Annotated in this window: 12 protein-coding genes; 4 read left to right on the top strand and 8 right to left on the bottom strand. The window is 67.1% G+C overall.

The genetic code is table 11. The annotated features are described in order from the left end of the window. The first annotated feature begins 33 nt into the window (after positions 1-33). Positions 34-1,284, top strand: coding sequence for an alanine racemase (gene alr / locus ABD024_RS10505; RefSeq protein ID WP_343852338.1), 1,251 nt, complete (start codon positions 34-36; stop codon positions 1,282-1,284). A 70-nt stretch (positions 1,285-1,354) separates the two neighbouring features. Here the strand turns inward: alr and ABD024_RS10500 are convergent, their stop codons facing one another. Beyond that, positions 1,355-2,443 carry an FUSC family protein gene (locus ABD024_RS10500; protein WP_343852336.1) on the bottom strand — a complete coding sequence of 363 codons (1,089 nt, stop codon included), beginning with the start codon at positions 2,441-2,443 and terminating at the stop codon, positions 1,355-1,357. Continuing rightward, positions 2,440-3,468 (bottom strand): histone deacetylase family protein, encoded by a 1,029-nt coding sequence (locus ABD024_RS10495; RefSeq protein ID WP_343852334.1) that lies wholly within the window; start codon positions 3,466-3,468, stop codon positions 2,440-2,442. Before ABD024_RS10495 ends, ABD024_RS10500 begins: the two co-directional genes overlap by 4 nt. A gap of 240 nt (positions 3,469-3,708) precedes the next feature. Here ABD024_RS10495 and ABD024_RS10490 point away from each other — a divergent pair, with 240 nt between their 5' ends. Further along, entirely contained in the window at positions 3,709-4,968 is a 1,260-nt protein-coding gene (locus tag ABD024_RS10490; protein ID WP_343852330.1) for an amidohydrolase, read from the top strand. 24 nt (positions 4,969-4,992) lie between these two features. Here ABD024_RS10490 and ABD024_RS10485 read toward each other — a convergent pair whose 3' ends face one another. Continuing rightward, positions 4,993-6,474, bottom strand: coding sequence for an MFS transporter (locus ABD024_RS10485; protein WP_343852328.1), 1,482 nt, complete (start codon positions 6,472-6,474; stop codon positions 4,993-4,995). Between the two features lie 440 nt (positions 6,475-6,914). On the opposite strand from ABD024_RS10485, the gene ABD024_RS10480 reads away from it, so the two are divergent. Continuing rightward, the gene (locus tag ABD024_RS10480) at positions 6,915-8,483 is read left to right on the top strand and encodes a M28 family metallopeptidase (RefSeq protein WP_425543139.1); all 1,569 of its coding nucleotides are present in this window, start codon (positions 6,915-6,917) and stop codon (positions 8,481-8,483) included. Between the two features lie 75 nt (positions 8,484-8,558). Here the strand turns inward: ABD024_RS10480 and ABD024_RS10475 are convergent, their stop codons facing one another. The 4 genes from ABD024_RS10475 to ABD024_RS10460 form a co-directional block, all read right to left on the bottom strand. Then, on the bottom strand, positions 8,559-10,679 hold the full coding sequence (locus ABD024_RS10475) for a TonB-dependent receptor family protein (RefSeq protein ID WP_343852324.1): 2,121 nt from the start codon (positions 10,677-10,679) through the stop codon (positions 8,559-8,561). Positions 10,680-10,780: 101 nt separating this feature from the next. Further along, entirely contained in the window at positions 10,781-12,100 is a 1,320-nt protein-coding gene (locus tag ABD024_RS10470) for a PQQ-dependent sugar dehydrogenase (RefSeq protein ID WP_343852322.1), read from the bottom strand. Next, positions 12,093-12,503 (bottom strand): DUF2231 domain-containing protein, encoded by a 411-nt coding sequence (locus ABD024_RS10465; RefSeq protein WP_425543138.1) that lies wholly within the window; start codon positions 12,501-12,503, stop codon positions 12,093-12,095. The genes ABD024_RS10470 and ABD024_RS10465 overlap by 8 nt, the downstream gene beginning before the upstream one ends. 296 nt (positions 12,504-12,799) lie before the next feature. Then, complete coding sequence (locus ABD024_RS10460; RefSeq protein WP_343852318.1) at positions 12,800-13,345, bottom strand: peroxiredoxin; 546 nt, start codon at positions 13,343-13,345, stop codon at positions 12,800-12,802. A gap of 226 nt (positions 13,346-13,571) precedes the next feature. On the opposite strand from ABD024_RS10460, the gene ABD024_RS10455 reads away from it, so the two are divergent. Next, on the top strand, positions 13,572-13,958 hold the full coding sequence (locus tag ABD024_RS10455) for a hypothetical protein (RefSeq protein ID WP_343852316.1): 387 nt from the start codon (positions 13,572-13,574) through the stop codon (positions 13,956-13,958). Between the two features lie 51 nt (positions 13,959-14,009). Here the strand turns inward: ABD024_RS10455 and ABD024_RS10450 are convergent, their stop codons facing one another. After that, positions 14,010-14,522 carry a hypothetical protein gene (locus ABD024_RS10450; protein WP_343852314.1) on the bottom strand — a complete coding sequence of 171 codons (513 nt, stop codon included), beginning with the start codon at positions 14,520-14,522 and terminating at the stop codon, positions 14,010-14,012. Positions 14,523-14,631 lie beyond the last annotated feature (109 nt).

Below are 14,631 nucleotides of genomic sequence, written 5' to 3'. Positions count from 1 at the left end.
CGGGAGACCGGCGGCGGCCACCTTGAGAGCACCATGCCAGAGCGCCATTCCGCACCTCCCTCTCTCAGCCGCCGCCAATTCCTCCTGGTCACCGCCGGGGCGGCCTTGGCGGTGGCCATTCCCGCGCCCGCCGCACCGCTGCTCGGCCTGCCGGGGAAGCGGAAGGCGGGCGCATTCAATGCCTGGATCGAGATCGATCCGGCGATTTTCGAAAGCAACCTTCGGCTCGTCGAGGCGGCCCTGGTCGGCGATCCCAAGGTCTGCGCCGTCATGAAGGCCGATGCCTATGGTGTCGGCATCGACCTGGTGATGCCCAGCATCATCAAGGCGCGCATCCCCTATGTCGGCATCGCGAGTACCGAGGAAGCCCGCATGGTGCGCGCCTGCGGCTACAAGGGCCGCGTGATGCGCGTGCGTGCCGCCACGCTGGACGAGATCCACGATGCGCTGCGTTACAAGGTCGAGGAGCTGGTGGGCAATCTCGCCCAGGCACAGGCCATGGGCGACAGTGCGCGCAAGCGCGGCCGCACGCTGCGCGTGCACCTGGCGCTGAACTCGGCGGGCATGAGCCGCAACGGGATCGAGATGGACACCGAACAAGGTCGGCAGGACGCCGAAGCGCTGACGAAGATCGAGGGCCTGCAGATCGTCGGCCTGATGACCCACTTCCCGACCGAAGGGCGCGCGGACATCCTGCAGGGAATCGACGCCTTCAAGGCGCAGGCCGACTGGCTGTTCGCTCATACCGCATTGCGGCGCGAGGACGTGATCCTGCATGCCGCCAATTCCTACGCCGTCCAGCACATTCCCGAAGCGCACCTGGACATGGTGCGTCCGGGCGGCGCGCTGTACGGTTATGGCGGCACGCCCAAGCCGCCGTTCGCGCACGTGGCGTCCTTCAAGTCGCGGGTGGCATCGGTCCAGGCCTATCCCGCTGGCGACACGGTGAGCTACGACCGCACCTGCGTGCTGAAGCGCGATTCGCTGCTGGCCAACATTCCCGTGGGCTATTCGGACGGCTACCGGCGCGCGTATTCCAACAAGGGCGCGATGCTGATCCGCGGGCAGCGGGCGCCGGTGATGGGCAACGTCACCATGAACACCACGATGGTCGACGTGACCGACATCCCCGGCGTCCAGGCGGGCGACGAGGTCGTGCTGTTCGGCAAGCAAGGCAATGCCGAAATCACCCTGGCCGAGGTCGAGCAGATCACCGGCGTCATCCTGGCCGACCAATACACGGTCTGGGGCACCTCGAACCCGAAGATCCTGCGTCGCCGTTGAGCGGACGCGCCCGTGCGTCGGGCGGTGCGGAGAGCGTGCATTCAACGGAGGTCGCGGTCGCGTTTGCCTTTCATGCGTGCGGCATCAACGCCCGCAACGCCTGGCTGACCGCGGCGCGCAGGCGCGGCTGGTGCATGACCACGCCGCCGAGCAGGCCGACCGCGCAGCCCAGCGTGGTATCCATGAAACGCGACTGGATCAGCGCCGCGTGCGAAACCTGCGGGTCGAGCCGGGCGGCCTCGGCCAGCAGGATCGTCAGCGGGGTGATGAACACCGTCGCCAACCCGTAGTGGCGCACGACCAGCCACTCCACCGTGAACGACAGCAGCATCAGCATCGGCGCCACGGCCCACGGGTCCAGCGGCAGCGACAGCAGCCCCCACGCCACCAGCATGCCGAGCGCGGTGCCGACGACGCGTTGCAGGTTGCGGTTCCAGACCGCGCGCAGCGTCGTTCCCTGGATCACCGCCATGCAGCTCACCGGCACCCAGTACGGCCGCTCCAACTGCAGTGTCACCGCGAGCAGCAGCGACAGGCCGACCAGCGCGCCGATCAGCACCGAGTCGAGCACCACATGCTCGAAGGTAGGTTGGGGCAGCGGCTGCACCGGCGTCGGCGCCTGCAGCCGCAGCACGATCAGGCTGTAGCCGAAGGCGATGACGGCCGCCAGCAGCCCGCCGAGGAAGACCAGCCCGACCATCAGCGGCAGTTCGAGAAACGGCACCGGCGAATAGGCGCCGATCGCCGCGACCATCACGAAGAACAGGCTGGCCGGTGGCCCTACGCGGTAGTAGCGGCAGGCCATCGTGACCAGCACCGCGATCGCCGTGAGCAGCGGCACCGTCGCTGCCGCCACGGCGTGGCTCATGATGCCGAGCGCGTAGCACGCCGCGATGCCGAACGCGCAGGCCATCAACCTGGCCATGCGGTGGTACATCGGCGTGTCGGGCAGGTACAGGAACGCCAGCCCGCCCAGCGACGAGATCAGTCCGTAATCGAGCCGGCCGAAGTACACGCCCACCAACACCGGCAAGCCGGTGGCCAGCCCGGCCGCCACCGGCATCTGCCAGCGTCGGCGCGAGCGATGGAAGGTGGCCAGGTGCTGCCATTCGGTGCGCAGCCGGCGCGCCAGCGCAGCACCTTTGGGCGCCGGGCTCATGGGCCGGCAAACGCCGCGAGCACGCCGACCACGTTGTCGCCGATCCCGGCCACGGCATAGCCGCCTTCCTGTACCAGCACCGTCGGCAGGCCCAGCGCGGCAATGCGTGCGCCCAGTCGCGGGAAATCCTCCACACCCAGCCGGAACTGGCTGATCGGGTCACCCTCGAAAATGTCCACGCCCAGCGACACGACCAGTGCCTGCGGGGCGTAGTCGGCCACCAGCCCGAGCGCGCGCTCGAGCGTTTCCGCATAGCGCGCCCAATCGGTGCCGCGCGGCAGCGGGAAATTGTGGTTGTAGCCCTCGCCCGCACCGGCGCCGCGTTCGTCCGCGTAGCCGAGGTAGAACGGGTACTCGGTGTCCGGATCGCCGTGGATCGAGACGAATAGCACGTCGTCGCGCTCGCGGAAGATGTCCTGGGTGCCGTTGCCATGGTGGTAGTCCACGTCGAGCACCGCGATCCGGGCCAGGCCGGCATCGCGCAGGCGCTGCGCCGCCAGTGCCGCGTTGTTGAGGAAGCAGTAGCCGCCGAACATCGCGCGCCCGGCGTGGTGGCCGGGCGGGCGGCACAAGGCATAGGCGCTGCGCTCGCCCGCGGCGACCAGGTCCGCGGCGGTCAGTGCGCAGAACGCCGACGCGCGTGCCGCCTGCCAGGTGCCTTGCATGATCGGGCTGCCGGCGTCGAAGGCGTAGTAGCCCAGGCGCGCATGCAGTCCCGCGGGCACGCGATCGCGGCGCATGCCGCGCGCCGGGAATGCCCCGGGCAACATGAAGCCGTCGCGGCCCTCCGCCTGCCATTCCGCATAGGCCCCGCGCAGGAACGCCAGGTAGTCCGCATCGTGCACGCGGGCGAGCACGGCATCGTCGTACTCGCGCGGCGCTTCCACCGCCCAGCCCGTGCGCGCGATCGCCGCCAGGATATGGTCGACCCGCGCCGGCATCTCGAAGCACGGCACCAGCTCGCCGCGGTGCAGCTCCATGCCGCCGTCATGCAGGGCGTGCAGCGGTGAATGAATCGTCTTCATCGAATCCTCATGGCAAAACGAACCAGGATGCATCGTTCCATAACCGGTGCTGCCAATGACAGCTTCCGGCTCCATCACGATGATGAACGGCGGCGAAGGAGAGCGTTACGTGAAACGTTTGCACGACGGGGTTTCATCATCACCGGCGCGCGCTACCGCATCGACGGTGGCGTGCGCGCGCTGCCGGCATCGGCGCTAGGATAGGGCGCGGCAGGCCCGCCGCGCCGCCAGGAGTATCCGATGAATCCGCTCACGCAGGCATTGGGGCCGTTGCTCAAGGAGCACCAGCCGGACTGGCTGGCGCTGTACCGCGACATCCACGCGCACCCGGAACTGTCGATGCAGGAAACCCGCACCGCGGGCCTGGTGGAACAACGGCTGCGGGCGATGGGCTACGAGGTGACCAGCGGCGTCGGCGTCACCGGCGTGGTCGGGATCCTGCGCAACGGCGACGGCCCCACCGTGATGCTGCGCGCGGACATGGATGCGCTGCCGATGGCCGAGGACACCGGCCTGCCTTACGCCAGCACCGCCACCGCGCGCGATGCGGACGGCAACGAGGTACCGGTGGCGCACAGCTGCGGCCATGATCTGCACGTGACCTGGCTGATCGCCGCCGCGCAGGTGCTGGCGACGTCGCGCGAGGCCTGGAGCGGCACCGTGCTGGCAGTCTTCCAGCCCGGCGAGGAGACGGCCCAGGGTGCCCGCGCGATGGTTGCCGACTGGGATGCGCGCGGGCTGCCGCACGCGGATGTCGTGCTCGGCCAGCACGTGATGGTCGGCGCGGCCGGCAGCGTGAGCCACCGCCCCGGCGTGATCCTGTCGGCCGCCGACAGCCTGCAGGTCACCCTGCACGGGCGCGGCTCGCACGGCTCGCAGCCGCAGACCTCGATCGATCCGGTGGTGATGGCCGCCTCGACCGTGCTGCGCCTGCAGACCATCGTCTCGCGCGAGATCTCGCCGCTGGACAGCGCCGTGCTGACCGTCGGCGCGCTGCAGGCCGGCACCAAGGAGAACATCATCCCCGATCAGGCCACGCTGAAGCTCAACATGCGCACCTATAACGAGGGCGTGCGCGAACACATGCTCGGCGCGATCCACCGCATCTGCCGTGCCGAAGCCGACGCCTCCGGCGCGCCGAAGCCACCGGACTTCGAGAACCTCAGCCGCTATCCGCTGACCGAGAATGACGCCGCGGCTGCCGCGCGCGTGGCCGAGGCGTTCCACGCCGAGTTCGGCGACGCCGCCCGCGAGGCGCAACGCGCGTCGGCCAGCGAGGACTTCAGCGAATTCGGCCGCGCCTGGAACGTGCCCTATGTGTTCTGGTTCGTCGGCGGCACCGATCCAGCAACCTACGCCAAGGCGGTGGCCGACGGCGCCGTGCGCACCATCCCCAGCAACCATTCGCCGCGTTTCGCGCCGGTGCTGGAACCGACCTTCGAGGTCGGCGCGCGCGCGATGCTGGCCGCGGCCTCGGCGTGGCTGTGCAAGCCGGCGTGACGCCGCTGGTCCGCCGGACCGCGCTCAGTCGTTGGTCTTGCGGCCTTTGGGTACGGTAAGGACGATCGAGACGATCGCCGCCGCCACCATCAGCACGTTGAAGCCCAGCGCCACGAAGGCGGCTTCGCGCACCGCCAGGTTGTCCTGGCGGCCGGCGAAGGTGATCACGCCCTCCAGCCAGCGCACGCTGCCGCTGTCGCCTGCCAGCGCGGTGAACACGGCGGCGGAGATCGCCACGCCGAAGGCCGCGCCCAGTGACGAGGCCATCTTGTAGATGCCCGAGCCCGAGCCGCCCTGCGCCGCGGGCAGATTGGACAGCGCCGCGTCGGTGGACGGCGTGGCGTAGAAGGCCAGGCCAAGGCCGAACAGCGAGTAGCCGATCACCGCCAGGATCGTGTATTGCCCCAGCATCAGTTGGGTGGGCATCAGCAGCGCGATCGCCACGCCGGTGATCAGGCAGCCCCAGATCATCGGTTTGCGCGGGCCGAAGCGCTGCAGCAGCTTCTCGCCCACGCGGATGAAGGCGATGATCGCGATCGCGTAGCCCAGCGTCAGCATGCCCGCCTGCTGCGCGTTCATGCCGCCGCCCAATTGCACCAGCTGCAGCGAAACGATCAGCGTGCCGGCGGTGGCATTGATCAGGAAGTTGGAAATCGTGGCGCCGGTGTAGGTCGAATTGCCGAACAGGCGGAAATCGAAGAACGCATTGGCCGAGCGGCGTTCGATCACCACGAACAGCGCGCCGAACACCAGCGTGGCGGCGATCAGGCCGAGGCTGGCCGGGCTGGCCCAGCCCAGCGTATTGCCCTGGGTCACCAGCACCTGCAGCGCCAGCATCGCGACCATGAACACCAGCACCCCGGGCAGGTCGAACTTGTAATCGCCACGGGTCTCCGCCTTGTTCTCGGGGGTGCCGCGCATCAGCCACAGGCCGAGCACGCTGACCGCGATCGCCAGCCAGAAGATCGAGCGCCAGCCCAAATTTTGCGACATCAGCCCGCCGACCAGCGAACACAGCCCGGCGCCGCCCCACGAACCGATCGACCACATCGACACCGCGCGCTGGCGCGCGGCGCCGTCCCAGTACGCCTTCACCAGCGCCAGGCTGGCCGGCATCACGCAGGCCGCCGACAGCCCCTGCAATGCGCGCCCCGCCAGCAGCACCGGTGCGGCCATCGCGCCGGTGGGCGTGATCGCCACCAGCAGCGAGCCGGCGATGCTCAGGTAGAAGCCGATGCGGGTGATCCGCAACCGTCCGACCCGGTCGGCCAGCCCGCCGAAGACCACGATGAAGATGCCCGAGAACAGCGAGGTCAGCGCCACCGCGATGTTCATGGTGGCCGCATCCAGCCCCAAGTCGCGCTGCATGTCGGGTGCGATGTTGAGCGTGGTCTGGGCGAACAGCCAGAACGCGACCACGCCCATGATGATGCCCAGCAGCAGGCGGTCGTTGCCCTGGAAGTGGGCGGGCGGCTGGCCGGGTGCAGGCGTGGCGACAGTGTTCATGCGACCTCCTCGGGCTCAAGTCACTGTACGGCGCCGACGGTATTACAAGCCGGGGCCGCGGGCACTGGCTGGCGTTCAGCCAAACGCATTCAAGAGACACCCGCCTTCACATGGCGATACTCGCCCGATAAGCCGTCGGATGAGGTTGCAAGATTTCGCGATCGCATCCGGCAAATCGAGCAATCGGTACAGCCGGCAGCGGCTTCCGACCTTGCCGGCTCGTTGCGACTGACGAAGAACGGTGTCGACTCGGCAAACGCGGCCGCCTTTACTTCGATTGGGCGCTCGTGGACGTGTACACCTTGAGAAGGCAATTCCCGGGGATCGGGCAGGAGCATGACTAAAGGCCCATGAGCGCGAGGAGGCAGGACGCTAGATTCGAAGGTTCTTGCGTTCAACTGTGCCAGGGGAAAGCTGTGATCAAGCGTTGCATGTTGGTGATGATGTGTCTGGGAGTCAGCGGCATGGCCGCGGCGCAGGAGCCGGTGGACCTGGACATGGTCAGCCGTATCCGCCAGGAGGCTTTCCATCGTTCGCAGGTCATGGCCACCTTCAGCCACCTGACCGAGAGCATCGGTCCGCGTCTGACCAATTCGCCGCAGATGGCCCAGGCCAATGCCTGGACGCGCGGGAAATTCAGCGAGTGGGGTCTGGCCAACGTCCACGACGAGGCCTTCGACGACTTCGGCCGCGGCTGGGAATTCAGCGGTGCCAGCGTGGAAATGCTCAGCCCGCGCACGCTGCCGCTGCATGCGTTGCCCAAGGCGTGGACGCCGGGCACCAACGGCCCGGTCGAGGGCGAGGTGATCGCGGTCACCATCAAGAAGCGCGCCGACCTGGACAAGTACAAGGGCAAGCTGGCGGGCAAGATCCTCTTGTTGAACGACGCGCGCGATTACAAGCGCGGCGTCGAAGCGGATTCGCACCGCCACGACGAGGCCGGCCTGGCCGAACTGCAGGCGTTCGCCGTGCCCAAGGATGCCGACAAGGATCGCGCCAAGCGGATCAAGACCTACACCGAGCGGCAGGAGCTGACCCGCGCCACCAACGAGTTCTTCGTCGCCGAAGGCGTGCTGGCCACCCTCGGCATCAGCGGCTGGGACAACGGCATCATCCGTGTCGGCGGCGGCGGTTCGCGCAAGGCCGGTGAATCGGTCGGCGTGCCGGAGCTGGCGATGGCGGCCGAGCACTACAACCAGCTGGCGCGCGCGATCGAGCGCAAGCAGGCGGTGAAGCTGCGGGTGAACGTGAAAGCACGCTTCACCGACGAAGCCAACCAGCCCGGTTACAACACCCTGGCCGAGATCCCGGGCAGCGGCAGCAAGGCTGGCGAGATCGTCATGCTGGGCGCGCACATGGATTCCTGGCACACCGGCACCGGCGCGGCCGACAACGCCGCCGGCGTGGCGGTGATGATGGAGGCCATGCGCATCCTCAAGGCGGTGGGCGCCAAGCCGAAGCGCACCATCCGCGTGGCACTGTGGAGCGGCGAGGAGCAGGGCCTGATCGGTTCGCAGGCGTACGTGGCCAAGCACTTCGCCGCATATCCGGAGCCGACCGATCCGAAGCAGAAGGCGTTGCCGGCATCACTGCGCCAACCGACCGGTGCGTTGCAGAAGAAGCGCGACTACGACCGCTTCGCGGCCTACTTCAACATGGACAACGGCTCGGGTCGCTTCCGCGGCATCTATGCCCAGGAAAACCTGGCGGTGATGCCGATCTTCCAGGCCTGGCTGGAACCGTTCCATGACGTCGGCGCCACCACCGTGGTCACCCGCAATACCGGCAGCACCGACCACGTGTCCTTCGATCGCGTCGGCCTGCCGGGGTTCCAGTTCATCCAGGATCGTCTGGACTACTTCAGCAACGTCCACCACAGCCACCTGGACACCTGGGATCACGCCGAGCCGGAAGACCTGAAGCAGGCGGCGGCCATCGTCGCGTCCTTCGTCTACCACGCCGCCATGCGCGAGGAAAAACTGCCGCGCAAGCCGCTGCTGGAAAACTGATTCCCAGCAGCGTGGTACCGACGGGCCGGCTTGCCGGCCCGTCGTCATGCGTGGCCGTGTGCTCCGGCAGGCGTGCTAGAAAACCAGCCGCGCCCCGAGCATCCAGGTGCGGGCTGGGCCGGGTTCGAAATAGCGACCATTGCCGTCGTTGACGATGACCGAACCGATATGGCGCCGATCGGTCAGATTGTTCACGCGCGCGCTGAGCTGCAGGCGCGCGCTGGAAGTCAGGGCGAAGGTGTAGCTGACATCGGCGTCGAGCAGGCCATAACCGGCCGCGCGCTGCGAGTCGATGTCGTTGACGGTGACCGAGCCCACGCCGCTCAGGGTCAGGCCTTCGCGCCAGCCCAGCTCGCGACCATGCTGGAACCGCAGCGAACCGTAGTTGTCGGGCACGCCGGGAATGCGTGAGCCTGCCGTTACAGGCAGCCTGGCCTCGGCGCATGGCGCGCTGAGGCAGGTGAAGAAGGTGCTGCGGAAACGCGCCTGCAGATGGGTGAGACCGGCGCTGATCTGCCAGGCGTCGGCGAGCTGTCCGGTCAACGAAAGCTCGATGCCCTGGCGACGCGCGTTGCCTGCGTTCTGGTAGGTGGCGCGACCGTCCACGTTGGTCGCCACGGCCAGTTCGTCGTCCGTATCGGAACGGAAAGCGGCCAGGTCGAATTCCAGTGCGCGGGTGGCCTGCCATTTCGCGCCCGCCTCCAGGTGGCGGCTGTGCGCCGGCCGCAGATCGAACGCCAGCCCGGCGCGGCCGTCGCTGCGGTAGCCCAGTTCGTTGAAGCTGGGCGTCTCGAAGCCCTTGCCGTAGCTGACGTAGATACGCAACGCATCGGTCGGCCGGAAATCCAGTGCGGCCACCGGCGTGGTCGCCGCGTAGTTGGCGTGGCCACTGTCGTCCGGATTGAGCGCTGTGACGTAGAAATCGTGTTCGCTGAAACGCACGTCGTCGTGCCGCAGCCCCAGCAGCAGCGCCCAGCGTTCGCTGAAGCGCCAGTACCATTGCGCGTACCCGGCGACGCTGTCGACGTTGTCGTTCTCGTTGCGGCGCAGTCGACCGATCACGCCGAGGGCATCGCCGGCGAAGTTCTCGTAGCCCAGGCGGTGCTGGCGCTGGTAGTCGCCGCTGGCGCCCAGCACGAATTCGTAGCCGCCGCCGGCCAGTTCGCCGCGATGGGTCCAGCGCGCATCGAGGCCGCCGTAGCGGGTGGTCGGCGCCACCACGCCGCCGGACTGCAGTGGGTTCTGCTGCGTGCCAGGTGGAATCGACAGGTATTGCACGATGCGGCGCTGGCCGGAGTAGGCGAGCAGCCGCAGCTGGTCGCCCGCGTCGAACGACTGCTCATAGATCGCGCCGAACTGGGTCTGCCGGCCGCTCTTGCGCGTGTCGTACTGGCCGGCAACCGCCGTGGCCTGACGCGGGTCGGCATCGACCTGGGCCCGGGTGAGCCCGAGCGGGTCCTGCGCCGTGGGCTGGTTGTAGCGGTTCAGCACCAGGGTGAGACGGCGCTGCTTGCCGAGGTCGACGCCGAACTTCGCGTTGTCCGATTCGCGCAGCACCCGACTGTGTTGCCGGTAACCGCCGGAGAGAAATTCCGACACGGCAATGTTGTAGTCGACCGCCCCCACGGTGCCACGCGTGTTCGCGCTGTAGCGGAACGTATCGTTGCTGCCGGCGTTGATGCCCAGCGTGGTCACTGGCGTCGGCGTGCCGTCCGCACTCCACACTTGCACCACGCCGCCGGCGGCGTTGCCGTACAGCACTGAAAACGGGCCGCGCAGCACTTCCACCCGTTCGGCGCTGTCCAGGTTGAAATGCGCGATCTGACCCTGGCCGTCGGGCAGCGTGGCGGGAATGCCGTCGACATACAGCCGGATACTGCGCACGCCGAACGTGGCGCGTGCGCCGTAGCCGCGAATCGAGATCTGCTCGTCCTGCGCGTAGTTCTGCCGGCCGCGCGCGAGGATGCCCGGCGCGCCGACCAGTGTCTCGGAAAGATTCACGCCGGGCAGGCCGGCATCGGCCGGGGCGACGGCAACGACGCTGAGCGAAGCGGGCAGGTCGAATGGCGGGATGTCCATTCGTATGGCGTTGACCTGCACCGCAGGCAGGGTCGTGTCCGTCGCATGTCCCGGGGCTGCGAGCAGCATGCCTGCGATACCCGTACAGACGATCAGGTTGCCCCCGTGTTCCCGCATGACGCCCCGTCCTTCAGGTGGTTCGAACGTGGCTTTGGACGGCAGCCACAGAATCAGGAGCCGTCCAGCTCTGGGCGAGGGTGCCTACGCCCTCGGCGACATCATCGCGCGTCCGCCGCCGTCACCCGCCAGACCACGTCGCCGACATCGTCCGCGATCAGCAGCGCGCCATCCTTGTCCACGGCCAGCCCGACCGGCGCGCCGTATAGCTGCCTCTCGTCGTTCGAGTGGAAGCCGGTGACGATGGGCTGGGGCAGGCCGACCGGCTTGCCGTTCTGGAAGGCGACAAAGGTCACACGATACCCGCTCAATGGCGAGCGGTCCCAACTGCCGTGCTCGCTGATGAAGGCGCCACCGTGATACTTGGCCGGGAGGGCGTTGTCGTTGGAGAACAGCAGCCCGAGCGCGGCGACATGCGACCCCAGCGCATAATCAGGCTTGATCGCCTTGCCGACCAGGTCGGGGCGCTGCGGCATGACGCGGCTGTCCACGTGTTGGCCATAATAGCTGTAGGGCCAGCCGTAGAAGCCTCCTTCCTGGACCGAGGTCAGATAGTCCGGGACCAGGTCGGCGCCGATCTCGTCGCGTTCGTTGACGATGGCCCAGAGCTTGCCGGTGTGCGGCTCGATTTGCAGCCCGGTCGGATTGCGCAGGCCTGCCGCGTAGATGCGGCTGCCGCCGGTGGCCACGTCCACCGCGAGCACGGCCGCGCGCCGGTATTCCACGGCCAGCCCGTTCTCGGTGATGTTGCTGTTGGAGCCGACGCCGACATACAGCGTCTTGCCGTCCGGGCTTGCCACCATGGCCTTGGTCCAGTGGTGGTCGATGGTGCCCGGCAGGTCCGCGAATTCCACGCCGGGCGCCGTGATCTGCGTTTCCCCCGTCACGTAGGGAAACTTCACGATGGCGTCGGTGTTGGCGACATAAAGGGTGTCGCCGATCAGTTGCACCCCGAATGGCGAGTTCAGGTGTTCGACGAACACATGCTTCTCCCATGTGCCATCGGCGTCGTTCTTGCGCAGCAGGGTGATCCGGTTGCCGCCCTTGCCACCCTTGCCCGAGCGGTTCTTGACCTTGCCGGCAATCAATTGCTTGGGGGTCGTCACCGGCTCGGTGCCGGGGCTATTGGACTCCACCACCAGCACGTCGCCGTTGGGCAGGGTGTAGAGCTGGCGCGGGTGCATCAGGTCGCCGGCAATCTTTTCGATCTTCAGTCCCGCCGCGACCGTGGGCGTCTGGCCCTGCTTCCAGCCGGCCATGGCGGGAACCTGCATGGGCGGCACGAGGTAGTTCTGCGCCGCGGGCAGTGGCGGGTTGCTGCCCGACTGCTGCGCCGGTTCAAATTTCGCTTTTCCGCTGCATCCACCCAGGATGACCACGAAGGCCAGCGTAAGCGCGCTGCGACAGGCGGTCTTATTCATGGATGACATCCCCCGGTGCGGAGCGCTGCGCGGCAATGACGACGTGGGCGATCGACAGCAGGATGACCGTGCAGACCGAAAGCCAGACGCTGGTGGGAACCACCGCGTAGGCATCGCGGCTGTGCACGAACGCGTTGAAGATCGCCGCGACGATGGCAAACAGGTTGAGCCAGAAATCCAGCTTGTCGGCGGTCGTGGAGTACCGCCTGCCGGTGATCCAGACCTGCACCAGGTTGATCAGTCGCGGGATCACCGCAAACAGCAGCCCGAACGTGACGAGCCAGGCCGCGCCCTTTACCCACATCACCTCGGCGCTGCGGGCATAGATGATGTCGAAGATCAGCGTGGCGACGAAGAAGCCGAACGGAACCGGATTGAGAAGTTCGTAGACGGCATTGGCCACGACGGAGCGGCGCGGTGCGATACGAGAACTCATGGGCTGCTGTCCGATTCGGATGAAATGGCCGCGGGCTTGGAGCGGTTGCGCGTTGCCGTTGCCAGGTCCATGCGGTTCGTTGGATTGCTCCGATGCAGGCTAGCCGGCCCGGTGTGCAAGGCATGTCGAGATGCATGAGGCGCACACAGGTTCCTGGTCGCGATGCATCGGGGAATGCCGCAGCAGGCGGGGCCGGCCCGCTCAGCGGCGGCGCAGATCATCCCTGATCCGTCCGCCGCCGTTGCGGGCGGCGCGCACGGGTTTTACTTCGCGATCGCTTTCACCGCGTCCAGCGTTTCCTGCACGTGCTGCTTCGGGTTCAGGTTCGAATAAACGTGCACGATCTTCCCCGACGGGGCGATCACGTATGAGGTGCGGTCTGACCAGCCGGGCCGCATCTGCAGCAGCGCGTCGTATTCCTTGGCGATCTTTGCGCCTTCGTCGGCGGCGACCGGGAACTTGCCGCCGCAGTGCTCGGTTTCCTTCGAGAAGGCCGCCAACTCCGTGATATTCCCGGCGGTGACGCCGATCACGGTGGCGTGCTGTGCCTTGAACTGGTCGATGGCCTCCGAGAACAGGTGCGCCTCCAGATTGCAGCCCGACGTGTGCGCGGCAGGGAAGAAGTACACCACCACGGGCCCTTTCTTCAGGGCGTCGGCGAGCTTGAACGTGAAGGGCTGGCCGGCGAGATAGGCCGGCGCGGAAAAGTCGGGCGCCTGCGTGCCTTCCTTCAGCGCTGCAAACGCCGGCGAGGCAAGGGTGGCGGTGCCGACGAGGGCGAGGGCTGCGAATTTCAACAAGGCGTTCATGGGGAGATTCCTCTGGCTGACGGGCCAGTCGATTTATACGCCAGAAGTGCCCGGACGGGTGCCGCAATGGCTCGGGAGTCCTGGTTGATTCCCGCTGACCCGGCAAGAGGCGTCATGGCCATGGCTTCCTTTTCCGGGCTCAGCCGCCGGGCGGGAGTTCTGGTATGTTGGCGCCGGGAATACGCCTGCATGTCCATTCGTATTTATCCGGCGGGAGGTCAGCCACATGGGCCACGACAAGTCACGTTCGAGCGTCACGGTCGGCACGGTCGACTGGAGTGATCCGGACCTGGATGCGCTGCTGCAGAAAGTCGACGGCTGGAGGCTCGACAACCGCAGCGACCATTCACCGCAGGAAGTGCAGATCCACATCAGCTCCGGATGGACGGCCAACTCCGTCGTCAGCAAGCCTGCACAGCTGGTTTCGATGGATGAGCAAACCATGGTGGTGGTGACCCGGTTTCCGGTTCCGCAAGGCGATCACGTACGCGTGGATAGCCAGCATGCGGACGGCATGCGCAGCGTGTGGGGCTGGATGGTCGAAGGACGCGAGGGTTCCCGCGTCGGGGATCGCGAGCACGGCCTGTTTTTGAGCAAATTGCGCATTGGCTGACGGCATTACCGCAGGCGCCGAAGAGGTATCAGGGGCGAGCGTGGCCGACGATCAGCACTCGTGCAGCCAGTAGATGCTCACGCCGTTGCTGCAGTCATCGGCGCGTCTCCCGGCCCTGCCTTCGACCACCACGCCCCATACGCTGCGCATGCCGTCCCCGAAGAAGGTATCCACGCGCACATACTCACCGGTGGGGATCGGGAAGTTGGCTTCCAGCACCATGACCTTTTCGCGTCTCCACACCAGCGTTGCCATCTTGCCGCCACCGGCACTCCAGCCGACGTGGATCTGCACATCCATCCGCGGTTGGCTTTCGCGGTTGTCCAGGTCCCAGCCTTCGATCTTGCCCAGCAACTTCTGCAATTGGGGATCGTTCCAATCGACACGGTTGCTTGCGCGGGTAGGGTTGCTTCTGTCGGCCATCATGTCGGTCATCCGCTGAGGCGGGCGTCGGTGGCGCGGCAAGACCCGCCACACCCATTCTTGTGCCTGCGGCACGCGCCCGGCGGGCACGGCCGCACCGGTCGGCGGTCTCCGTTTTCGGCAGGTGGCGTCGTTATGCAAGAGAGCATCCGGACGTGTCGTGACATCGATGGATCCTTCGGGTCTGATATAGACATCGGCAGGACGCCGATTTCCTGAAGGGCCAGGAGGACAAAACAGGCCTGGAGCA

This window comes from Rhodanobacter soli (assembly GCF_039523495.1).
Classification (GTDB): Bacteria; Pseudomonadota; Gammaproteobacteria; order Xanthomonadales; family Rhodanobacteraceae; genus Rhodanobacter; species Rhodanobacter soli.
Note: the sequence above shows the minus strand (reverse complement) of the source record. Positions and strands in the feature narration are given on the sequence as shown.

Coding starts and splice junctions, on each gene's coding strand:
- alr (WP_343852338.1), top strand. CDS start 34: ATGCCAGAGCGCCATTCCGCACCTCCCTCTCTCAGCCGCCGCCAATTC.
- ABD024_RS10500 (WP_343852336.1), bottom strand. CDS start 2,443: ATGAGCCCGGCGCCCAAAGGTGCTGCGCTGGCGCGCCGGCTGCGCACC.
- ABD024_RS10495 (WP_343852334.1), bottom strand. CDS start 3,468: ATGAAGACGATTCATTCACCGCTGCACGCCCTGCATGACGGCGGCATG.
- ABD024_RS10490 (WP_343852330.1), top strand. CDS start 3,709: ATGAATCCGCTCACGCAGGCATTGGGGCCGTTGCTCAAGGAGCACCAG.
- ABD024_RS10485 (WP_343852328.1), bottom strand. CDS start 6,474: ATGAACACTGTCGCCACGCCTGCACCCGGCCAGCCGCCCGCCCACTTC.
- ABD024_RS10480 (WP_425543139.1), top strand. CDS start 6,915: ATGATGTGTCTGGGAGTCAGCGGCATGGCCGCGGCGCAGGAGCCGGTG.
- ABD024_RS10475 (WP_343852324.1), bottom strand. CDS start 10,679: ATGCGGGAACACGGGGGCAACCTGATCGTCTGTACGGGTATCGCAGGC.
- ABD024_RS10470 (WP_343852322.1), bottom strand. CDS start 12,100: ATGAATAAGACCGCCTGTCGCAGCGCGCTTACGCTGGCCTTCGTGGTC.
- ABD024_RS10460 (WP_343852318.1), bottom strand. CDS start 13,345: ATGAACGCCTTGTTGAAATTCGCAGCCCTCGCCCTCGTCGGCACCGCC.
- ABD024_RS10455 (WP_343852316.1), top strand. CDS start 13,572: ATGGGCCACGACAAGTCACGTTCGAGCGTCACGGTCGGCACGGTCGAC.